Annotated in this window: 19 protein-coding genes and 1 pseudogene; 7 read left to right on the top strand and 13 right to left on the bottom strand. The window is 65.8% G+C overall.

Annotated features, from left to right (window positions below; all coding sequences use genetic code 11):
• The first annotated feature begins 93 nt into the window (after window positions 1-93).
• Window positions 94-888, top strand: a complete 795-nt coding sequence (locus tag ABFX56_RS10450) for an alpha/beta fold hydrolase (protein ID WP_346233267.1) — start codon at window positions 94-96, stop codon at window positions 886-888.
• 20 nt (window positions 889-908) lie between these two features.
• Here ABFX56_RS10450 and ABFX56_RS10445 read toward each other — a convergent pair whose 3' ends face one another.
• The 7 genes and pseudogenes from ABFX56_RS10445 to ABFX56_RS10420 all read right to left on the bottom strand — a co-directional run bounded on the left by ABFX56_RS10445 (window position 909) and on the right by ABFX56_RS10420 (window position 7,364).
• Window positions 909-1,058, bottom strand: coding sequence for a hypothetical protein (locus ABFX56_RS10445; protein WP_346233266.1), 150 nt, complete (start codon window positions 1,056-1,058; stop codon window positions 909-911).
• 100 nt (window positions 1,059-1,158) lie between these two features.
• A pseudogene (locus tag ABFX56_RS16295) lies at window positions 1,159-1,422 on the bottom strand (DoxX family protein); the annotation flags it as partial.
• A 255-nt stretch (window positions 1,423-1,677) separates the two neighbouring features.
• A complete protein-coding gene (gene guaA, locus ABFX56_RS10440; protein WP_346233503.1) occupies window positions 1,678-3,249 on the bottom strand; it encodes a glutamine-hydrolyzing GMP synthase in 1,572 nt (523 codons plus the stop codon).
• On the bottom strand, window positions 3,245-3,682 hold the full coding sequence (locus ABFX56_RS10435; RefSeq protein WP_346233265.1) for a DUF3817 domain-containing protein: 438 nt from the start codon (window positions 3,680-3,682) through the stop codon (window positions 3,245-3,247). The genes guaA and ABFX56_RS10435 overlap by 5 nt, the downstream gene beginning before the upstream one ends.
• 4 nt (window positions 3,683-3,686) lie before the next feature.
• On the bottom strand, window positions 3,687-4,436 hold the full coding sequence (locus tag ABFX56_RS10430) for an SURF1 family protein (RefSeq protein WP_346233264.1): 750 nt from the start codon (window positions 4,434-4,436) through the stop codon (window positions 3,687-3,689).
• Window positions 4,437-4,485: 49 nt separating this feature from the next.
• Window positions 4,486-6,213: a glycerol-3-phosphate dehydrogenase/oxidase gene (locus ABFX56_RS10425; protein ID WP_346233263.1), complete on the bottom strand. Its 1,728-nt coding sequence runs from the start codon at window positions 6,211-6,213 to the stop codon at window positions 4,486-4,488.
• Between the two features lie 29 nt (window positions 6,214-6,242).
• Window positions 6,243-7,364, bottom strand: a complete 1,122-nt coding sequence (locus tag ABFX56_RS10420; protein ID WP_346233262.1) for a GuaB3 family IMP dehydrogenase-related protein — start codon at window positions 7,362-7,364, stop codon at window positions 6,243-6,245.
• A 226-nt stretch (window positions 7,365-7,590) separates the two neighbouring features.
• Between ABFX56_RS10420 and ABFX56_RS10415 the strand changes: the two genes are divergently transcribed.
• The gene (locus ABFX56_RS10415; RefSeq protein ID WP_346233261.1) at window positions 7,591-8,733 is read left to right on the top strand and encodes a MalY/PatB family protein; all 1,143 of its coding nucleotides are present in this window, start codon (window positions 7,591-7,593) and stop codon (window positions 8,731-8,733) included.
• Window positions 8,734-8,844: 111 nt separating this feature from the next.
• Here the strand turns inward: ABFX56_RS10415 and guaB are convergent, their stop codons facing one another.
• Window positions 8,845-10,350 (bottom strand): IMP dehydrogenase, encoded by a 1,506-nt coding sequence (guaB, locus tag ABFX56_RS10410; RefSeq protein WP_346233260.1) that lies wholly within the window; start codon window positions 10,348-10,350, stop codon window positions 8,845-8,847.
• Between the two features lie 262 nt (window positions 10,351-10,612).
• Here guaB and ABFX56_RS10405 point away from each other — a divergent pair, with 262 nt between their 5' ends.
• The 4 genes from ABFX56_RS10405 to ABFX56_RS10390 all read left to right on the top strand — a co-directional run bounded on the left by ABFX56_RS10405 (window position 10,613) and on the right by ABFX56_RS10390 (window position 14,626).
• Window positions 10,613-11,878, top strand: coding sequence for a branched-chain amino acid ABC transporter permease (locus tag ABFX56_RS10405; protein WP_346233259.1), 1,266 nt, complete (start codon window positions 10,613-10,615; stop codon window positions 11,876-11,878).
• Between the two features lie 9 nt (window positions 11,879-11,887).
• A complete protein-coding gene (locus ABFX56_RS10400) occupies window positions 11,888-12,871 on the top strand; it encodes a branched-chain amino acid ABC transporter permease (RefSeq protein ID WP_346233258.1) in 984 nt (327 codons plus the stop codon).
• A gap of 178 nt (window positions 12,872-13,049) precedes the next feature.
• Complete coding sequence (locus ABFX56_RS10395) at window positions 13,050-13,886, top strand: ABC transporter ATP-binding protein (RefSeq protein ID WP_346233502.1); 837 nt, start codon at window positions 13,050-13,052, stop codon at window positions 13,884-13,886.
• Window positions 13,883-14,626 (top strand): ABC transporter ATP-binding protein, encoded by a 744-nt coding sequence (locus ABFX56_RS10390; protein ID WP_346233257.1) that lies wholly within the window; start codon window positions 13,883-13,885, stop codon window positions 14,624-14,626. Before ABFX56_RS10395 ends, ABFX56_RS10390 begins: the two co-directional genes overlap by 4 nt.
• A 67-nt stretch (window positions 14,627-14,693) precedes the next feature.
• Here the strand turns inward: ABFX56_RS10390 and ABFX56_RS10385 are convergent, their stop codons facing one another.
• From ABFX56_RS10385 to groES, 4 genes are all read right to left on the bottom strand, one after another.
• Window positions 14,694-15,974 (bottom strand): ABC transporter substrate-binding protein, encoded by a 1,281-nt coding sequence (locus tag ABFX56_RS10385; RefSeq protein WP_346233256.1) that lies wholly within the window; start codon window positions 15,972-15,974, stop codon window positions 14,694-14,696.
• 189 nt (window positions 15,975-16,163) lie between these two features.
• Complete coding sequence (locus ABFX56_RS10380) at window positions 16,164-17,444, bottom strand: ABC transporter substrate-binding protein (protein WP_346233255.1); 1,281 nt, start codon at window positions 17,442-17,444, stop codon at window positions 16,164-16,166.
• 57 nt (window positions 17,445-17,501) lie between these two features.
• A complete protein-coding gene (gene rarD / locus ABFX56_RS10375; protein WP_428834429.1) occupies window positions 17,502-18,440 on the bottom strand; it encodes an EamA family transporter RarD in 939 nt (312 codons plus the stop codon).
• Window positions 18,441-18,544: 104 nt separating this feature from the next.
• Complete coding sequence (gene groES / locus ABFX56_RS10370) at window positions 18,545-18,841, bottom strand: co-chaperone GroES (RefSeq protein WP_346233253.1); 297 nt, start codon at window positions 18,839-18,841, stop codon at window positions 18,545-18,547.
• 249 nt (window positions 18,842-19,090) lie between these two features.
• Here groES and ABFX56_RS10365 point away from each other — a divergent pair, with 249 nt between their 5' ends.
• Window positions 19,091-20,278 carry a THUMP-like domain-containing protein gene (locus tag ABFX56_RS10365; protein ID WP_346233252.1) on the top strand — a complete coding sequence of 396 codons (1,188 nt, stop codon included), beginning with the start codon at window positions 19,091-19,093 and terminating at the stop codon, window positions 20,276-20,278.
• A gap of 8 nt (window positions 20,279-20,286) precedes the next feature.
• Here ABFX56_RS10365 and ABFX56_RS10360 read toward each other — a convergent pair whose 3' ends face one another.
• Window positions 20,287-20,871: a hypothetical protein gene (locus ABFX56_RS10360; protein WP_346233251.1), complete on the bottom strand. Its 585-nt coding sequence runs from the start codon at window positions 20,869-20,871 to the stop codon at window positions 20,287-20,289.
• Window positions 20,872-20,903: the final 32 nt, after the last annotated feature.

The following is a 20,903-nucleotide window of genomic DNA, read 5'->3' as shown; positions in this document are numbered from 1 at the left end:
CAATCCCTGCTGGCCGCACCCGGAGCTTCGGGTGCGGCCAGTCTCCTTGTGGCGCGTGCACGCGACCAGCCTGAGATAGTGCAAGCTGGGCAGGTGGACTTTGTAGAAAACCCGGCCGACGGCATCCGTATTGCGTTTCGCACGGCGGGCAGCGGCCCCGCTCTCGTGATGGTGCACGGTACCACGTTGTCGCAGGTGATCTGGCGGGGGTTCGGTTATTCGCGTGAGTTCGCCGACGAATTCACCGTGATCACCCCCGACCTGAGAGGGCACGGACGCAGCGACAAACCGCACGACCGCAACGCCTACAGCATGGATTCGATGGTGTCGGATGTGCTGGCCGTACTGGATGCGACGGGCACCGACCGCGCGCATTTCCTCGGCTATTCGCTCGGCGGACGGGTCGGCTTCTCACTTGCGGCCACGCATCCGGAGCGCATGTTGAGCTTCATCAGCGCCGCCGGTGCACCGAGCGCAGGTCGCGGAAGTTTCGACCGCGTGTTCTTCCCGGGCTGCATCGAGGTGCTCGAGACTGGCGGAATGGCCGGATTCCTGACGGCCTGGGAACACTCCGGTGCCACGATTGACGACAACACTCGCGCCGCGCTCACCAGGAACGACGCTCTTGCTCTGGCGGCATACATGCGTCAGTCGCAGGATGACCCCGGCGTTCCGGATGCGGCAGTCGCCGGCATCGACCTGCCGACGCTGCTGCTGGTCGGGTCGAAGGATGAGGAGCGCCTGGACGCCGCCAAGAACGCGGCAGGGATGATGCCATCGGCGACGTTGCGGCTACTGCCCGGAGCCACCCACGGCGAAACCCTCCAGCATCCGGATGCACTGCCCGCCGTGCGTGAGTTTCTGGCCAGGGTGCCGTCTGCGCGGTGACGCTCGCGGACGGCCTCGATTCAGGCTGCGGTCTCGTCTTCGGCGGCCTGGGCGATCTGACGGCCCCGTTCGATCGCGATGGTGGATCCGATCACGCCGGCGGCAAGGGCTGCCAACGCCCAGCCCGGACCGGAGCGGACGCGGCCGCGCGCCGCATCCAGTGACACCATTCCGGGACCGGCCTCCACGATGGCGGTGACCGCCGCGATCAGTACCGTTGTACTCCCAGCCGCGATTCGAGTTCCAGGGGCCGTTCTTCCAGTGCACCTTGCGCACGGCGGTGACCATGGTGCCGATCAGGCCGGAGGCGGCGACCGGGACGGCCAGTCCGGTGGCCAGCAGCGCGCCCCCGAACGCCTCTGCCGTCCCCGACGCGATGGCGTTCGCGCGCGTCGGATGCATGTCCAGTTTCTCCATCATCTTCTCGGTGCCCTCGAGTCCGCTGCCGCCGAACCATCCCTTGAGCTTCTGTGTGCCGTGTCCGACAAACAAACCGCCGATGACGAGCCGCAGTGCCAGAATCCCCACGCTCATGTCCGAAATGCTCCTTATCTCTACTTCACGCTTTCGTTCTTCACGCTAGCCCTCGACGCTTAAGGTCCCCAAGCGCGGTGCTTCGAAGGGGCCGGAGTCGGGGGACGGCTGTTTCGCGGGGTGTCGAGTTTTGAAGCGGCGGGATGGCCACGCCTTTCGGCCGTCCCGCCGCTTCAATGTCTGAGCTGAGGAGCGAAACATCCGTCCCCCGACGGGTCACACGGTAAGAGCGAAACCACCCGCGAGCGCCTTAGTTCACTCCCACTCAATCGTCCCCGGCGGCTTAGAGGTCACATCCAGTACCACCCGGTTGACCCCCTCTACTTCGTTCGTGATCCGGTTGCTGATCCGCGCGAGCACCTCATAGGGCAGCCGGGTCCAGTCGGCGGTCATCGCGTCCTCCGACGACACCGGTCGCAGCACGATCGGGTGTCCGTAGGTGCGGGCATCGCCCTGCACGCCGACCGAGTGCACGTCTGCGAGCAGCACGACCGGGCACTGCCAGATCTCGTCGTCCAGGCCGGCGACGGTCAGTTCCGCCCGGGCGATGGCATCCGCCTGGCGCAGCAGCTCCAGTCGCGCGGCGGTGACTTCGCCGACGATCCGGATGCCGAGCCCTGGTCCGGGGAACGGCTGGCGGCCCACGATCACCTCGGGAAGCCCGAGTTCCCGTCCGATCGCACGTACCTCGTCTTTAAAGAGGGTGCGCAGCGGCTCGACGAGCTCGAACTTGAGGTCTTCCGGCAGTCCGCCGACGTTGTGGTGGCTCTTGATGTTCGCGGTTCCGCTGCCGCCGCCGGACTCCACGACATCCGGGTACAGCGTGCCCTGCACGAGGAACCGGATCGGCTCGCCGTCGGCAGCGGCCTCCGCGGCCAGTTGGGCGGCGGCGCCCTCGAAACTTCGGATGAACTCCCGCCCGATGGCTTTGCGCTTCAGTTCCGGATCGGTCACGCCGGACAGCGCGGCCAGGAAGGTGTCCGCCGCGTCGACGGTGACCAGGCGCACGCCCGTCGCCGCAACGTAGTCCTCCTCGACCTGGCGACGTTCATCCTGCCGCAGCAGGCCGTGGTCGACGAAGACGCAGGTGAGTTGGTCGCCGACCGCCCTGTGCACGAGTGCCGCGGCGACGGCGGAGTCGACCCCGCCGGACAGTCCGCAGATCACCTGCGCGGAGCCGATCTGGGCGCGGATCCGCTCCACCTGTTCCGCGATGACGCTGCCGCTGGTCCAGTCGGCGGGAATTCCGGCGGAATCGTGCAGGAAGTTCTCCAGCAGGCCCTGGCCGAACGGGGAGTGCTTGACCTCCGGATGCCACTGCACGCCGTACAGCTGCTGTTCCTCGTTGGCGAAGGCGGCGACCGGGGTGGAGGCGCTGGAGGCCAGCACGGTGAACCCGGCCGGGGCTGTGCAGACCGAGTCGCCGTGGCTCATCCACGCGGTTTGCGCGGCCGGCTGCCCGGCCAGCAGCGAGCCTCGCGCCTCGCCGAGCGCGACATCCGTTGCCCCGTACTCGCGGGCGCCGGTGTGGGCGACTTCGCCGCCCAGCTGCTGGGCCATCACCTGAAACCCGTAGCAGATCCCGAGTACCGGGATCCCGAGTTTCAGGATGCCCGGATCCAGTTCCGGCGATCCAGGTTCGTACACGCTGGAGGGGCCGCCGCTGAGCACGATGCCCGCCGGATGCTTCGCGGCGACCTCGGCCGCGGTGATCGTGTGCGGCACGATCTCGGAGTAGACGTGCGCCTCGCGCACCCGCCGGGCGATCAACTGGGCGTACTGGGCGCCGAAGTCGACGACGAGTACCGGCCGGGTCGCGGCGCTAATGGAGCGCCTCCGCCGGCGCCGGAGCTTCCAGTTCTGCGATCTCCTGCAATGCGCGCCGGCTCATGAAGTGCTCGACGATAAACGAGAGGAACGGAACGACACCGCCGAGGGCGATTGCGATGAATCGGCTGAACGGCCAGCGCAGCAGGCTCCACAGGTGGAAGTCGCTGAACAGGTAGAGCACGTAGAGCCAGCCGTGGGCGATGAGGATGCCGGTGGACAGATTCACCGCGGTGACCGTCTTGTCCGGAACGAGGGCGAGGAATCCGTTCGGTCCGCCGAGCTCGATTTCCAGCTGCAACGGAGTGTACTTGAGGATCATCTCGGCCACGAGCAACAGCAGCATGGTTCCGGTGATGTAGGCGCTGACGCGGTACAACCGAACCGCCGATCGTATCCTCGGAGCGTCGGAAACGCGGGGCTTCAGGGGCATATCCCTAGTTTAGTTCGGCCGCCTCGTCCTGCTCGCGCTCCCAGGCATCCTTGACCAGGCGGTACCACAGGAAGATGGCGAAGCCGGCGAACACCACCCACTCGGCGGCGTAGAACAAGTTGAGCCAGTTGAGCTCGATTTCGGAGGACGGCCGTGGCGAATGGATCGCCTCCAGAGGGCCGCTGGCACTGCGGGAGACGATGTATCCGCCGTAGACGCCCTTGGTGTCCACTGTGTGCCACAGGTTGACCATCGCGCCGGCGGAGATGGTGCTGAGCTTGCCCTGTTCGAACCTGCTGTCCTGGGGTCCCTCGCTCGCCAGGTACCGGCCGGTCACCGTGGCGGTGTCGCTGGAGCGGCCCGCGAGTTCGGCGAGCGCCGATTCGGCCGTCTGGCGGCTGCTGGTCCAGCCGAGGGCCACCGCGACGCCCACCGAATCGTCCGTGGTGAGGTGGCCAACCACCCAGTATCCGGAAACCCCGTCGTTCAGTCGGTCGCTGACCAGCAGGTAGTCGCGGGGTGCCCAGGTGCCGGTGACGGTGACCAGTTGCCCGTCGGACGTTGTGGTCACCGGATGCTGGGGCTGCGCGATCGACTTCAGCGCTACCGGCGTCTCGGTGTCCCGCACGATCACCGTGCCGGTGGCAACGCTGCGGGCCAGTTGCCACTGCGACAGGGCCGCGAAGCCGGCGGAGACCGCGAGCGCGAGGACGAGCATCGCGATCCAACGCGGACGGCGGGCGACGGACCACATATCGGCCAAGTCTAACCGCCAGCCCGTGGGGGTTTCCCCCGCCGCGTGACTAGGCGGGCACGATGTCCGGCGCCTCCAGCCGCACCCGGTCGGCGGACTCATCGTCCGGCTGCTCCTGGCTGGCCCGCTCGGCCGTGACCCGTTTCAGGTAGTTGTTGACCTCTTGGGTGACCTTGGCGTCGTCCCAACCCAGCACGTCGCCCATCAGGCGTGCTGCCACCGGCGCCGCCGACACTCCACGGTCCCAGGCCTCGATCGAAATCCGGGTGCGGCGGGCGAGCACGTCTTCCAGGTGCAGGGCGCCCTCGTGCGATGCCGCATACACGACCTCCACCTCGAGGTAGTCGTCCGCACCGGGCAGCGGGTGGCCCAGCGATGGCGTCTCGCGGATCAGGTCGAGCAGGTCGTCGGTCATGGTCCCGTACCGGTTCAGCAGGTGTTCGATGCGCACCGGATGCACGCCGAACGCCCTGGCGATCTTGGCCCGCTTGTTCCAGGCCGCGAGATACCCCTCGGCGCCGAGCAGCGGGATGTCTGCTGTCGCACTTTCCGGCACCTTCCCGTCCAGCGCCGCGGCGGCCTCGTTGATCGCATCCGTCGCCATCACCCGGTAGGTCGTCCATTTGCCGCCGGCGACCACGACCAGGCCGGGTACCGAGTGCGCGACGATGTGTTCCCGTGACAGTTTGGAGGTCTGCTCCGACTCCCCGGCGAGCAGCGGACGCAGCCCGGCGTAGACGCCTTCGACGTCTTCCTTGGTCAGTTTCACCGAAAGCACCGAGTTCACATGCTCCAGCAAGTAGTCGATGTCGGCCGCCGTGGCGGCCGGATGCGCCTTGTCGAGGTGCCAATCGGTGTCGGTCGTGCCGATCAGCCAGTGCCGGCCCCACGGGATGACGAACAGCACGCTCTTCTCGGTGCGCAGCAGCAGTCCCATCGTGGAATGGAAGCGATCTCGCGGCACGAGCAGATGGATGCCCTTGGACGCTCGTACCTTGAATTGGCCGCGCTCGCCTACCATCGACTGGGTGTCATCCGTCCACACGCCGGTCGCGTTCACGACCTGCTTCGCGTGGATCTCGAATCGCTCTCCGGTCTCCAGGTCGTGTACCCGTGCGCCGACGACGCGTTCCCCGACCTTGAGGAAGCCCTCGACGCGCATCCGGCTGACGACGTGCGCGCCATAGAAGGAGGCGGTGCGGGCCAGCGTGGCGACGTAGCGGGCGTCGTCGACCTGCGCGTCGTAGTAGGTGATTCCGCCGACGATGGTGTCGGCGGCCAGACTGGGCACCGCCCGGCGCACCTGACCCTTGGTCATGTGCTTGTGGTGCGGCACTCCGGGCGGGCGACCGCCGGTGTAGCTGAAGATGTCGTAGAGCAGCATCCCGGAGCCGACGTAGAACCGTTCGATCAGCCGACTGGTGAGCGGGTAGAGGAACTTCACCGGCTTCACCAGGTGCGGCGCGAGCCGTTGCAGAAGCAGGCCGCGTTCAATCAGCGCCTCGCGCACCAGGCGGAAGTCGAGCTGCTCCAGGTACCGGATGCCGCCGTGCACGAGTTTGGAGGACCGGCTCGAGGTGCCGGAGGCCCAGTCGCGGGCCTCCACGAGACCGACGCTGAGGCCCCGAGTGACGGCATCCAAGGCCGACCCGGTGCCGACGATGCCACCGCCGATGACCAGGATGTCGAGTTCCTTGACCTTGAGAGCGTCGATCGCCTCGAGACGTTCGTCAGGCCCGAGTTTCGAGGAACGGGTTACGGTTCTAGGCCTTGCCATTGCAGCCTCCCGAATTCCGAGCGGAAATGTTACCGCGCGTTGTACGGTGCGACCACCACTTCAACCTTTTGGAATGCCTTGAGGTCGGAGTATCCGGTGGTTGCCATCGACCGGCGCAAAGCACCGGCGAGGTTAACTGTGCCATTGGTGACTGTGGATGGCCCGAAAAGAATTTGTTCGAGCGGCGCGACCTGTCCGACCTCCACGCGGTTGCCGCGCGGCAGTTCGGGGTGGTGCGCCTCCGGACCCCAGTGCTTGCCGCCGCCCGGTGCTTCGGTGGCACGCGCCAGGGTGCTGCCGAGCATGACCGCGTCGGCGCCCATCCCGATCGCCTTGACGATGTCGCCGGAACTGCCGAGGCCGCCGTCGGCGATGACGTGCACGTAACGGCCGCCGGACTCGTCCATGTAGTCCCGTCGGGCGCCGGCGACATCCGCCACGGCGGTGGCCATGGGGGCGTGGATGCCGAGGCTGGCGCGGGTGGTCGACGCGGCGCCGCCGCCGAAGCCGACCAGAACGCCGGCCGCGCCGGTGCGCATGAGGTGCAGTGCCGGGGTGTAACCGGCCGCGCCCCCGACGATGACCGGCACGTCGAGTTCGTAGATGAATTTCTTGAGGTTCAGCGGCTCTTGGGTCTTGGAGACGTGTTCGGCGCTGACGGTGGTCCCGCGGATGACGAAGAGGTCGACGCCGGCCTCCACCACGGTCTTGTACAGCTCCTGCGTGCGCTGTGGCGACAGCGCGCCGGCCACGGTGACTCCGGCAGCTCGGATCTGGGCGAGCCGGCTGGTGACGAGTTCGGGTTTCACCGGCTCGGAGTAGATCGCCTGCATCCGCTGGGTCGCCTGCTCCGCCGGCAGGCCGCGGATCTCGGCGAGCAGCGGCTCCGGGTTCTCGTACCGGGTCCACAGACCCTCGAGGTTGAGCACCCCGAGTCCGCCGAGCTGGCCCATCAGGATCGCGGTGGCCGGCGAGACGACGGAGTCCATCGGCGCGGCGAGGAAGGGAACCTCGAACTGGTAGGCGTCGATGCTCCAGGAGATCGACACGTCCTGCGGATCGCGGGTACGGCGGCTCGGGACGATCGCGACATCGTCGAATGCATACACTCTGCGGGCGCTCTTGGCGCGGCCGATCTCTACCTCAGTCACGTCTCAACCCTACCCGCGGCCATCATCCGCCTCGGTCCGCCGCACTTGTTCCCGTTCCGGGCGCGGGTGGGGGGGGCGGCGGGGCCCCGGGGGCGGGTCCGGGAGACAACCCCCCCGCTCCCCCGCCCCCCCCCCCGCCCCCCCGCGCCCCCCCCGCCCCCCCCCCCGCCCCCCCCCCCCCCCCCGCAACGGGAACAAAAGGGCGCGCCTGCGCCATGCTGGAGACATGGAGATCAAGGCCGACCCGCTGTCCCTGCTGCGCACCCGTACGAGCGAGAAGTGGACGGCCTACCCGCCAGACGTGCTGCCGCTGTTCGTCGCGGAGATGGACTTCCCGCTCGCCGAGCCGATCGCGGCGGCGTTGACCGCCGCCATCCGCCGCTCCGACACCGGCTACGAGCCGAGCAGTACGCAGTTGCCTGAGGCGTTCGCCGGTTTCGCGCGGCGGCACTGGGACTGGGTGGTGGACCCGGCCCGGGTCTCCAGCACGACCGATGTCAGCGTCACCATCGTCGAATCGTTACGGCTGGCGATCAGCCCCGGCGACGGCGTCGTGCTCAACCCGCCGGTCTACGCCCCGTTCTTCGACCTCATCGCCGAGGCCGGCGGAATGCCTGTCGAGGTGCCGCTCCTGCGCACAGGCGAGGCCTGGGAACTCGACCTCGAGGCCATCGAGCACGCCTTCATCGCCGGCGCCCGCGGATACCTGCTGTGCAATCCGCACAATCCGCTGGGCCTCGTGCACTCCGCAGAACAACTGGGGAAACTGGCCGAACTCGCCGCGAAGTACGACGCGACGGTGGTCAGCGACGAGATCCACGCACCGCTCACCTACTCGACCAGCCGGTTCACACCGTTCCTCAGCGTGTCGGAGGCCGCCCGCGAGCAGGGCATCGCGGTCACCTCCGCGAGCAAGTCCTGGAACATCGCGGGGCTCAAGTGCGCCTTGTTCGTCACCGCGAGCGACCGGATGTCGCAGCTGCTGTCCCAACTGCCGGAGGAGGTGCACTTTCGCACCAGCTTGTTCGGCCGCATCGCGAGCGTCACCGGGTTCACCGTCGGCGACCCGTGGCTGGATGCTGCCAAGCGCGCGCTCGACGCCAACCGCGCCCTACTCGGTGCCCTGCTGGCCGAACACCTTCCCGAGGTGCGGTACCGCGCGCCGGAGGCCAGTTACTTGGCCTGGCTCGACTTCCGCGCGCTGGACTGGGGCGACGATCCGTCACTCCACGCCCTGGAGCAGGCCAGGGTGGCGCTCAATCCCGGCCCCAGTTTCGGCGCCCAGGGGCGCGGCTTCGTGCGTCTGAACTTCGGATGCTCACCCGATGTGCTCACCGAGGCCATCGGGCGGCTCGCGGCGGCCCGCTGAGCGGTCTCGGCAAGTGGCTCGCAAAGCTCGGTCGCTACCCGACTCACTGGGCCGGATAGCCGGTCGAGTAGCGAGGAACGAGCGTATCGAGGCCCCTGCCCGCCGTCCCGGTTAGTGCTGGTTGTAGTTCGGCGCTTCGACCATCATCTGGATGTCGTGCGGATGCGATTCCTTCAGCCCGGCCGCCGTGATCCGCACGAACTTGCCGCGGCTCTTCAGCTCCGGGATGGTGCGCGCACCGACATAGAACATCGACTGCCGCAGTCCGCCGAGCAACTGGTACGCCACCGCGGACAGCGGCCCGCGGTAGGGCACCCGGCCCTCGATCCCCTCGGGGATCAGCTTGTCGTCGGAGGGCACGTCCGCCTGGAAGTACCGGTCCTTGGAGTATGAGGTCGCCTTCCCGCGCGTCTGCAGCGCGCCCAGCGAGCCCATCCCGCGGTAGTTCTTGAACTGCTTGCCGTTCACGAAGACCAGCTCACCCGGGCTCTCGTCGCATCCGGCTAGCAGCGAGCCGAGCATCACAGAGTCGGCGCCGGCCACGAGGGCCTTGGCGATGTCGCCGGAGTACTGCAGGCCGCCGTCGGCGATCACCGGGATACCAGCCGGCCGGGCCGCCAAGGACGCCTCGTACACCGCCGTCACCTGGGGCACGCCCACGCCGGCCACCACGCGGGTGGTGCAGATCGAGCCCGGCCCGACGCCGACTTTCACGGCATCCGCGCCGGCATCCACGAGCGCCTGCGCGCCGCTGCGGGTGGCGACGTTCCCACCGATCACGTCGACATGGGCGGCGGCGGGCTCGGCCTTGAGCTTGCGGATGAGGTCGATCACCCCGGCGGAATCGCCGTTCGCGGTGTCCACGATCAGCGCGTCCACGCCGGCCTCGACCAGCGTCATCGCCCGCACCCAGGCGTCGCCGAAGAATCCGATCGCAGCACCGACGCGCAGTCGGCCCGCCTCATCCTTGGTGGAGTTCGGGTACTGCTCCGACTTGTCGAAGTCCTTCACGGTGATCAGCCCGCGCAGCTTGCCGTCGGCATCCACCAGCGGCAGCTTCTCGATCTTGTGCTTTGCGAGGATCTTGATCGCGTCCTCGGGCGCGATGCCTGCGGGGGCGGTGATCAGAGGCGTGCGCGTCATCACATCGCGCACCAGGGCGCTGGCCCGGTCGACCATGGGCACGAATCTCATGTCGCGGTTGGTGATGATGCCCACCAGCAGACCGTCACCTTGCACCACCGGGAGACCCGAGACCCTGAACTGACCGCACAGCGCATCGACCTCGGCGACGGTGGCCTCCGGCGTCGTGGTCACCGGGTTGGTGATCATGCCGGATTCGCTGCGCTTGACCTTGTCGACGTAGTCCGCTTGATCGGCGATGGACAGGTTGCGGTGCAGCACGCCGAGACCGCCCTGCCGCGCCATGGCGATCGCCATCCGGGCTTCGGTGACGGTGTCCATGGCCGAGGACAGCAGCGGAGAAGACACCGTGATCCTGCGGCTCAGCCGCGTCGTGGTGTCAGCCTCGCTGGGGATGACATCGGTGTGCCCTGGCAGCAGCATGACGTCGTCGTAGGTGAGTCCGATGAAGCCGAAAGGATCATCGCTGTCCATATGTCTCCCGATTTTCTCCGCGAAAGCGCGAGGCGGGATGCCCGCGCGAATTCCGGTACTTTCATATTAACGGTTCGGCCGCATCTGAACCTGACGCCGACCCTGTGGTGCGCGCAGACCATCAATATGCGTCATAATCGGCAGGTATCGTCAACGACGACGGATGCCAGAATCGTCCGAGATGCAAAAATCTCACCTGGTCCGTCTTGGAGGTCTCGTGGTAGCAGTTGGTCAAAGTCGTGTGCGCTGGCGACGATTCGCTTTGGTTCTCCTGGGCGTGCTGCTCGCCGCGCTCACGCTGTCGACCCTGTTGGCATCGCCGGCATCCGCGGATTCGATCAACGTCGACAAGTACGACTACGTGTTCAGCGGCAACGTGAAGTACAACGACAAGCCACTGGACGGCGTGGTGCTGGAAGTGTCGGGCAACGGCTACAAGGCCGAGGTGAAGACCGACGCTAAGGGCCAGTGGTCGGTCGGCGTGCCCAAGAAGGCGAAATACACGATCACCCTCGACGAGTCGACTCTGCCGAAAGGCGTGATCGTCGCCAAGGGCTCGAACGTGGTCGATGCGAACTTCGGCCTGACCAACATGCGCTCGGTGAACTACTTCCTGGGACAGGGCGAACGGCACGTGACGAGCTTCGCCGACCAGTTCATTCAGCGGGTCATCAGCGGCCTCAACTTCGGACTCATGTTGGCCCTGGCCTCCATCGGGCTGTCCCTGATCTACGGCACCACCGGGTTGGCCAACTTCGCGCACGCCGAATTCGTCACGTTCGGCGCGGTGATGGCGTTGACCTTCGGCGTGCAATTGGCGTTCCCCTGGTGGATCGCGTTCCCGCTCGCGATCGTCCTCACCGGGCTGCTCAGCTGGGGACTGGACATCACGCTCTGGAAACCGTTGCGGAAGCGAAATCTCAGCGTGGTGCAGTTGATGATCGTCAGCATCGGTCTGTCACTGGCCCTGCGGTATATCTTCCAGTACTTCTACGGTGGTGGCACTTATCAGCTGCCGGACTCTGGATCGGCGAAGATCACGCTGCTCGGCCCAATCGCCCTATCGGTCACCGACATGATCAGCATGGGAATCAGCATCGTGGTGCTCGTCGGAGTCGGCTACTGGCTGTTGCGCACCCGCACCGGAAAGGCCACCAGAGCCATTTCGGATAACCCGGCACTGGCATCGGCCTCCGGCATCGATGTGGACCATGTGATCCGCCTGATCTGGGTCTTCGGCGCGGCGCTGGCCGGGCTTTCCGGCATCCTCTGGGCTTACTTCCGGCCGGGAATCAAGTGGGATATGGGCTGGCAGATCTTGCTGCTGGTTTTCGCCGCCGTCGTGCTGGGCGGGCTCGGCACCGCGTTCGGCGCCCTGATCGGTTCGATCATCGTCGGCCTGCTGGTCGAAATCTCCACCCTCTGGCTGCCGTCGGACCTGAAGTACGTCGCACCGTTGACGATTTTGATCATCGTGCTGCTTTTCAGACCACAGGGCATCCTCGGCCGCAAAGAGAGAATAGGTTAGGTAGCTGGCATGGACTGGGGTTTCATTTTCTCGAACACGGCCGCCTGGCTGATCGCGCCGGAGACCATCGCCTACGCGATCGCCACCGTCGGCCTCGCCGTGCACTTCGGCTACGGCGGTCTGCTCAACTTCGGCCAAGCCGGCTTCATGGCTATCGGCGGTTACGCGTACGCCATCTCGATCCTGTCGTTCCACCTGCCTTGGTGGATGGGCATCCTGATCGGTCTGGTGGCCTCCGTCATTTTCGCGTTCATTCTGGGCCTGCCCACCCTGAGGCTGCGCGCCGACTATCTCGCCATCGCCACCATTGCGGCGGCGGAAGTGTTGCGCTTGCTGTTCAACAGCACCCTCTTCGGGGAGTACACCAACTCCGCCGACGGTCTCGGCGGCTACCATGCCGGATTCCGTGCATCCAACCCGATTCCGGCAGGAACATACGGTTTCGGCCCGTTCCGCTACAACGAGCAGGACTGGTGGGTGCGCATCTTCGGCATCGCACTTCTGATCGTCGCCGTGCTGGTGGTCTGGTTACTGATGCGCAGCCCATGGGGTCGCGTGGTCAAGGGCATCCGTGAGGACGAGGATGCGGTGCGGGCGCTCGGCAAGAACGTGTTCTCGTACAAGATGCAGGTTTTGGTGCTCGGTGGATGCCTCGGCTCGCTCGGCGGAGTCGTGCTCGCCCTGCCCTCCGCGGTCGTTCCCGGCGTTTACCTGCCGTCGCTGACCTTCTTCTTGTGGACGGTGTTGCTGCTCGGTGGCGCAGCGACCGTACTCGGCCCGGTGCTCGGATCCATCGCGTTCTGGCTGATCATGGCCTTCCTGTCGGTGTTCCTACCGGCGTTGTCGTCAGCCGGATTCCTGCCGTTCATGTCGCCCATCCAAGCCAGCGTGCTGCGCTTCGTACTTGTCGGCATCGCGCTCATGCTCATCGTCGTGTTCCGGCCGCAGGGAATCCTCGGCAACAAGAAGGAGATGACCTTCAATGCCCGCTGATTCGATTCCAGGAGAGACCCTGCCGGACGGCACGCTCCCCGGCGAGATCCTGGCCGATGACTCCGCTGAGTCACTCCCCATCACCCGTGTCGACGCGCTAGACGACGGCGTGGGATTGGCTGACGTGCCGGCAACCACGCAGCAATACACCAAGTCCACTGGGCTGCACATCGGGGATATGGTTCCGGGATGCGCGAAGACCGACCCGATCATCGTCGCCGACAACGTCACCCGCGCCTACGGCGGATTGAAGGCCGTGGATGTCGATCACCTCGAGATCCCGCGTAACGCCATCACGGCGCTCATCGGCCCGAATGGCGCCGGCAAGACCACGTTCTTCAACCTGATCACCGGCTTTGACAAGCCGAACACCGGCACCTGGACGTTCAACGGCACACCGCTGCACGGCATTCCGGCGTTCAAGATCTCACGGCTCGGTCAGGTGCGCACCTTTCAGCTGACCAAGGCCCTCGGGATGCTGTCGGTCTTGGAGAACATGAAGCTGGGAGCCCGCGAGCAGCGGGGCGAGAACTTCTGGGTGGGCCTCATTCCCAAGCTGTGGCGCAAGCAAGACGATGCGATCGAGGCGAAGGCACGAGAACTGCTTACCCACTTCAAGCTCGCCGAAAAAGCAAACGACTACGCGGCCAGCCTTTCCGGCGGGCAACGCAAGCTTCTGGAGATGGCCAGGGCGTTGATGAGTGATCCAACACTCGTGATGCTCGATGAGCCCATGGCGGGAGTCAACCCAGCGCTCACCCAGTCGCTGCTGGACCACATCCTCAATCTCAAGCGCGACGGTATGACGGTGCTCTTCGTGGAGCACGACATGCAGATGGTGCGTCACATTGCGGACTGGGTCGTGGTGATGGCGCAGGGGCGCGTTGTGGCTGAGGGACCGCCGGATCTGGTGATGAAGGATCCAGCCGTGATCGACGCTTATCTCGGCAGCCATCTCGACACGGATCTCGGTGTCGTCACCGGCCGGGTGAGTGAACAGGGGGTTCCATTGTGAGCGAGACGAACGAACAAGCGGTCATTGAGGTAGACCACCTCTTCGCCGGATACCTGCCGGGCGTCAACATTCTCAATGACTGTTCGGTGCACGTGAACCGCGGCGAGCTGATCGGCATCATCGGTCCCAATGGCGCCGGCAAATCGACGCTGCTCAAGGCGATCTTCGGCCAGGTGCACGTTCGCGGCGGCGAAATCGTGTTGAACGGTGACACCATCACGGGATTGCCTGCGAACAAGCTTGTTGCCCGTGGCGTCGGGTACGTTCCCCAGAACAACAACATCTTCCCCACCCTGAGCATCGAAGAGAACCTGCAAATGGGTGTCTTCCAGAAACCCAAGCTCTATGAGGAGCGCCTGGAGTTCGTGGTCAGCATTTTCGGGGAACTGTCGTCTCGGCTCAAGCAGCGTGCCGGTTCTCTGTCGGGCGGCGAACGCCAAATGGTGGCGATGTCGCGTGCGCTGATGATGGAGCCACACGTTCTGCTGCTGGACGAGCCATCGGCCGGGCTTTCCCCGGTGCGTCAAGACGAGGCGTTCATCCGCGTCTCGGAGATCAACAAGGCTGGCGTCACGATCATCATGGTGGAGCAGAATGCCAGACGCTGCCTGCAGATCTGCGACCGAGGCTACGTGCTGGATCAAGGCAAAGACGCATACACGGGCCGTGGGCGTGATTTGCTGACCGATCCTAAGGTGATCAACCTCTACCTGGGCACGCTCGGCGAGGACGCCGCCTAGCGGTTGCGCGAAGCACGAAGGAAGGGCCCCGACCGTGACGGTCGGGGCCCTTCTTCTCGTGCCGGCGTTACTTGTTGGTGCGCTTGAATTCGTTCGTGGCGTCGTACTTGTAGATGCCGATCGATGCCTCGGTCGGGTCTCCTGCCTTGTCGAACTTGACTCCGCCGGACGGGCCGTCGTAGTCAACTGCGTCACCGGCGTTGATGATCTTCGCGGCTTCGGCGAAGGTCGTGGCCTTCTTGCCCTTGTCCGCACCGGACACCGCAGCCATCTTCGCTGCCATCGCCTTGCCGTCGACCGACTTGGCCGACAGTGCCGCGAGCGCGACGAGTACAACGGCGTCATAGCTTTCGGCGGAATAGGTGAATTCCTTCAACTCCGCGCCGTTGTTGACTGCCGCGTAGTTGGCGACCAACTGGTCGTGGAAGTCCGTCGACAGCGCCGGGCCAGGGATCGTCCCCTGAGCACCGGTGAGTGTGCCCGGTGCCAACTGGGTGCCGTAGTGGCTGGTGTTGCCATCAACCAGGTACAGGTGGCTCATGTCAAATCCAGCATCCTTGAGTGCCGGGATGATGGTCTTGCCCTGGTCGAAGGTGATCAGCGCGATAGCGTCAGGCTTCTGAGCCAGCACAGCTGAGATCTGCGAGGTGAAGTTCGTGTCGCCATCGTTGAACAGCTCGTTGGCAACAGTCTTTCCACCAGCCGCCTCGAATGCCTTCGAGGTCGCCTTCTGCAATCCGGTTCCATATGGGTCGTTGAGTGCGATGACGCCCAGCGTGCTGGCACCGTCCGCCGCGATCAGGTTGCCGAGCGTCTCACCTTGCAGCAGGTCAGACGGGGCCGTGCGGAAGAACAACCCGTTGTCCGGCGCCGTGGTGAAGTCCGGCGAGGTTGCCGATGGGGAAATCAGCAGGATTCCGGCACCAGTGACCTGGTCGAGGATCAGCTTCGTCACACTGGAGGCAGAAGCACCAACAATGGCGTTGACCTTCTTGTTGATCAGGTTCGGAACCGTGGTGGCGTACGCCTTGTTGTCCGGGTCGCCAGAGTCTCCGAGCGTCAAGTTCACTTTGATGCCGAGGTTGGCGTCGTTGATGTCCTTGACGGCGAGTTGGACTCCGGCCTCCTGCGGCGGCCCGAGGAACGCGAGTGACCCGGTTTGCGCAATCACCGTGCCGAGGTTGAGGGTAAGATCCTGCACCGGGCCAGCCGACTTCGTCGGGCTGGCGCTCGGAGTCGCCGAACAGCCGGCGAGCACCATTGCTCCAACGCCGAGCATGGCGACACCACTGAGGACTGACTTCAGATACCGCGACCGTGAGGATTTAACCTTCACAAATGCGCTCATGTTGCTCCTTGTATTTTTCTGTGCTTGAGACATGGCAGATAACACTGCCTCCCGTAAAGCTATTGCCCAAACGACCTGCGCACAAATGAAGGCACGTCTTACGGCGATAACACTACGGAATCGTTACTATTACGTTCCCGACCGGGGGTAATTTGCGCTTGCCCGCATGGCCGCGCCGAATTCCGCAGTTCACCCCGCGAGCACGTCGCCGACGCGACTGTACTGGTTCTCGGCGCTGTAGCGGTAGACGCCGTAGTGTGCGGGCGAAGGGTCCCCGGCGGCATCCAGTGTGAGCGGCCCGGACACGCCGTCGTAGTCGATGTCCTTCTGGGTCTTGAGCACGTCGAGACATTCCCCGAAGCTTTGGCATTTGATGCCGCCGGAGGAGACCCCGCGCAGCTGCCGGGCGATCCCGGCACCGGTGTCGTTGTGTCCCACGATGGCGGCGAGCGCGGCGAGCATCACCGCGTCATAGGCCTCCGCGGCGTAACGGTAGTCGGTGACCGAGGGTCCGGCCGAGAGCACGCGTTTGTCGAACGCCTCGTTTGTGGTGTCGCCCTCGAGGATGCCGTTGACGTCCTTGAGCAGCCCCGCCGGCAGCGCCTGGGAATAGTCCGCGAGATTGCCGCTGGTGAGCCAGAGCTTGGCGCCGCCGAATCCCGCCGCGCTCAGCGCGGTGATCAGCGCCTGGTTCTGCGCCATGGCGCTGAACGGACTGACCAGCGCCACCGACTGCGGGGCGGCCTTGACAATGGCGGCGACCACGGGCGCGAGGTCCTTCGTCTCGGCGCCAAAGCTCTGCTGCACCACCAGCGCGCCACCGGCCGCGGTCATGGCGCTATCCAGCCCCTGGGACACGGCACTGCCGGTCGGATCCTCGAACGCGATGACTCCGAGTTTCGTGGCGCCGGATTTCGTGACCGCTGCCGCGAGGGCACTGGACTGCAGCGCCGCCGAGGGGATGCTGCGGAAGAACCATCCTTCGTTCTGCTGGGTCGTCAGTGCGATGCCGGTGGCAGCCGGTGAGATCATCGGGATCTTGGCTTCGGTGCTCTTCGGCAGCAGCCGGGCGGCGAGCACGGAGGAGGACGGGCCGATCACCACGTCGATCTTCTTGGTGAGCAGGTCGGCGAATGAGGTTTCCAGCGTGGTGGTGGAGGCGTCGCCGGAGTCGCGGTGGAACACCTCGACCGGCACGCCGAGAACGCCGCCTGCTTCGTTGATCTCGCGCACGGCGAGTTCCACACCGGCAGCCTGCGCCGGGGCGAGGAAGGCCGAGGCACCGGTCGTGGGCAGCAGAGTCCCGATGCGCAGCACACCGTCACCGGGCGCAAGCGGTCCGGCGGTGACGCTCGGGGTGGGACTGGAGGATGTCGAGGGCGCCTGGCTCGGCCCGCTCGTGCAGGCCGCGCAGGCCAACGATGCCGCCACGAAGACCGCGACCAATGAAATGGTGCGCGATCGAGGCATCCGGCATCCTTTCGTAGCCTGTGGTTTGCGGCTTCTGGGCGGAAGACTATCGAACGCTCAACCGGGTAACGGCAAGGCGCGGCGGGAACGGCCGGAGACCACCATGTCCACCGAGAGGATGATCAGCGCCATCCAGACCAGCGCGAACCCGATCCAGCGGGACGTCGGCATCGCCTCGTTCAGCACGAACGCGCCGATGACGAACTGCAGAATCGGAGTCAGGTACTGGATCAGTCCGATCGTGGTCAGCCGAAGCCGCCGGGCGGAGGCGGCGAACAGGAGCAGCGGGATCGCAGTGACGACTCCGGCGCTGAGCAGCAGCAAGGTGTTGGCCACGCTGATGTTGCCGAAGGTGATGCCGGTGGTCATTCCGACGAACACGAGCTCGGCCAGAGCGACCGGGACCAGCCAGGCGGTTTCAATGGTCAAACCGGTGAGCGCATCCACCTCACCCCCGACCGACTTCTTCGCATAGCCGTACAGTCCGAACGTGAACGCGAGGGCGAGGGCGATCCAGGGGAATGCTCCGTAGTTGATGGCGAGAACGAGCACCGCGACACCACTCAGCGCGACCGCCGTCCACTGCGCCGGCCGGAGCTTCTCGCGCAACAGCAGCACACCCAGGAGCACCGTGACGATGGGGTTGATGAAGTACCCGAGTGCTGCTTCGGTGACGTGCCCGCCGAGCACGGCAAGCACGTAGACCTGCCAGTTGCCGAAGATGAGGATGCCGGCGACGCCCAGCGTCAAAAAGAGCCTGGTCTGCCGAACCATGGCGAAAATCTTGTCCCATCGACGCAGCATCGTGATGACGATGAGGCAGAAGACGAACGAGAACAGCACCCGGTAGGCGACGATTTCGAACGGCCCGCTCGGCAGCAGCAGGAGGAAGTAGAGCGGGAACAGCCCCCAGAGGCCATACGCCGAGACGGCATAGGCAACACCGGACCGCTCGCGTGCTGCGAAGGCGGCGGAAGGAGCGGGCACTGTTCGCATGCTACTCCTGTCCTTGCGCGCCAAGGTACGCAAATGGCCCGTCCGGATCAACCGGACGGGCCATACGAGCGCTGAATCTATCGGCGCTTCAGCTGAGCGTGCCTCTAGCGCACCACGACCGCGAGCACGTCGCGGGCCGAGAGCACGAGCAGGTCTTCGCCGCTGTACTTGACCTCGGTTCCGCCGTACTTGGAGTAGATGACCTTGTCGCCCACGGCGATATCGAGCGGGACGCGGTTGCCGTTGTCGTCGATGCGCCCTGGACCCACGGCGAGAACTTCACCCTCCTGGGGCTTCTCCTTCGCGGTGTCAGGGATGACGAGACCGGATGCGGTGGTCTCCTCTGCATCGACCTGCTTTACTACAATGCGATCCTCGAGCGGCTTGATTGACACCGACACGGCTGACCTCTTTCTGAAGAACTTAGAAATCTCTGGTTAGCACTCTCACTGTGAGTGTGCCAGAACTACTGTACGGCCTCGGTTGGCACTCGGTCAATCCGAGTGCCAATTCAGGCCCCTGCCCCGCCCGCCTCCTAGCCACTCCCGCCCTTGGCGAAATGACGGAGTTTTGCTACCAGAGGACCCGGGATCGCGCGGTGCGGGCATCCCGATGACCAGATCTCCGTCATTTCGGATCAGAATGGGCGGATGGAAACTGCCGAGTTGCTCGAAGTGCTGTCGACCGAGGGGCTGAGCCTGCTCGACGACCTGCCGCCCTACGACTCGACGGCGGATGTGGTGCGCATGGTCAGCGCGCTGCGCGAGGCGGGGCACTCCCCCGCGCTCGTCTCGGCGGTACTGACCCAGTCGAAGCTTCGGCGGCACGCGACCCTCAAGTTCGGCGAGTTCGCCGACCGGATGCTGTTCACTCCGGCCGGACTGGAACAGGCGACCAGACTGTCGGTCGCCGCCGTGCACGCCGGCCGGTTCCGCTCGGCGGGGCTGAACCGCGTCGCCGACCTGGGCTGCGGAATCGGTGGTGACGCGCTGGCGCTGGCGGCGCTGGACATTCGGGTGACTGCGGTCGAACGGGACGAAGTCACCGCCGCGATCGCCGCATACAACCTCGCGCCGTGGCCGCACGCCACCGTGGTGCACGGAGACGCCGCCTCGTTCGTGCCGACAGAGGCCGACGGCGTCTACCTGGACCCCGCCCGGCGCACCTCGTCCCGCCGCCTGTCCGATCCAGCCGACTGGTCACCGTCGCTGGAGACGGCGTTCGCCTTCGCCGACCAACTGCCCACCGGGGTGAAACTGGCTCCCGGCATGGACCGCGCACTGATCCCAGCCCAGGCCGAAGCACAGTGGGTTTCCGTGGACCGGGAGGTGGTCGAGGTGTCGCTGTGGTTCGGCGCTCTGGCCAGGCCCGGCATCCGTCGCAGCGCGCTGCTGCTCGGAAAACACGGCAGCGCCGAACTGGCGGCGGGTGAGGACAGCACGGACGCGCCGGTCGGTGCGCTCGGGCAGTACCTTTATGAGCCGGATGGCGCGGTGATCCGCGCCCGGCTGATCGGCGACCTGGCGCGGGATTTGGGCGCATCCATGATCAGCGACGGGATCGCCTATCTGAGCTCAGACACGCGGGTCGACACGCCGTTCGCCACGCGGTTCCGCATCCTCGACCGGCTGCCGTGGGACGAGCGGACGCTGAAGAAGACCCTGACGCAGCGCGGTATCGGTGCCGTGGAGATCAAGAAGCGGGGGGCGGATGTCGACCCGGCGACGCTGCGGAAAAGACTCGGATTGAAGGGCAAGGGCAGCGCGACGGTGGTGATTACCCGGGTGGCCGGACGCCACTGCGTGCTCATCGTCGAGCGCGACGGTGAAATTCGGTAGCCCGACGCTCAGGGAGTCGGAACCGGAACGCCGGTGCTGACTGCCGCTCCGAACGCGAACAGCAAGATGAGCGGGATGAGGATGAGCAGGCTGAGCAGGATGGCCGCGAATCCGGAGATGATGCCGACCAGCCACATCCACTTGGGCGCCTGTGGCTCCCGGTTCTTGGCGATGAAGCCGATGATCACGGCGGCGATCGCGCCAAGGAAGCCGAGCACCGGGACCCAGCAGAAGACGAGGCTGGCAAGCCCGACGATGAACGAGGTGAGACTCAGAGTTTGTTTCGGGGCGGGATCGCGCGTGCCGTACGCGGTTTGCGTCCCGTATGGGGCAGCAGCAGGGCCCGCGCCGTAGGCGGTGGCGCCTGGCGCGCCACCGCGATGGTCATCACGATGGTCACCGCGATAGTCACCGCGTACGTCGTCGAGGAGCGGTGGCTCTTCCGGCGGCGCACCGGGTCCCGGTGGAGGATTCGTCGGTGGGGTGGTGGGCGGAGTCGGCGGCGGTACCGTCGGCGGCGGGGTGCTGGGTGGGAGATCCGGGTCGGTCATGACGTCTCCGTTCGGGGTAGACACGTTAGTGTTGCGGGCCATGCTGACACCCTGAACTGCGCGTGTCAATGGGT

It is taken from the genome of Parafrigoribacterium mesophilum (genome assembly GCF_039652555.1).
Classification (GTDB): Bacteria; Actinomycetota; Actinomycetes; order Actinomycetales; family Microbacteriaceae; genus Parafrigoribacterium; species Parafrigoribacterium mesophilum.
The sequence above is the reverse complement of the archived record's forward strand: the minus strand, read 5'-3'. Positions and strand labels throughout refer to the sequence as shown.

Coding starts and splice junctions, on each gene's coding strand:
- ABFX56_RS10445 (WP_346233266.1), bottom strand. CDS start 1,058: ATGGTGTCACTGGATGCGGCGCGCGGCCGCGTCCGCTCCGGTCCGGGC.
- ABFX56_RS10435 (WP_346233265.1), bottom strand. CDS start 3,682: ATGCCCCTGAAGCCCCGCGTTTCCGACGCTCCGAGGATACGATCGGCG.
- ABFX56_RS10430 (WP_346233264.1), bottom strand. CDS start 4,436: ATGTGGTCCGTCGCCCGCCGTCCGCGTTGGATCGCGATGCTCGTCCTC.
- ABFX56_RS10425 (WP_346233263.1), bottom strand. CDS start 6,213: ATGGCAAGGCCTAGAACCGTAACCCGTTCCTCGAAACTCGGGCCTGAC.
- ABFX56_RS10415 (WP_346233261.1), top strand. CDS start 7,591: ATGGAGATCAAGGCCGACCCGCTGTCCCTGCTGCGCACCCGTACGAGC.
- guaB (WP_346233260.1), bottom strand. CDS start 10,350: ATGGACAGCGATGATCCTTTCGGCTTCATCGGACTCACCTACGACGAC.
- ABFX56_RS10400 (WP_346233258.1), top strand. CDS start 11,888: ATGGACTGGGGTTTCATTTTCTCGAACACGGCCGCCTGGCTGATCGCG.
- ABFX56_RS10395 (WP_346233502.1), top strand. CDS start 13,050: ATGGTTCCGGGATGCGCGAAGACCGACCCGATCATCGTCGCCGACAAC.
- ABFX56_RS10385 (WP_346233256.1), bottom strand. CDS start 15,974: ATGAGCGCATTTGTGAAGGTTAAATCCTCACGGTCGCGGTATCTGAAG.
- ABFX56_RS10380 (WP_346233255.1), bottom strand. CDS start 17,444: ATGCCTCGATCGCGCACCATTTCATTGGTCGCGGTCTTCGTGGCGGCA.
- rarD (WP_428834429.1), bottom strand. CDS start 18,440: ATGCGAACAGTGCCCGCTCCTTCCGCCGCCTTCGCAGCACGCGAGCGG.
- ABFX56_RS10365 (WP_346233252.1), top strand. CDS start 19,091: ATGGAAACTGCCGAGTTGCTCGAAGTGCTGTCGACCGAGGGGCTGAGC.
- ABFX56_RS10360 (WP_346233251.1), bottom strand. CDS start 20,871: ATGGCCCGCAACACTAACGTGTCTACCCCGAACGGAGACGTCATGACC.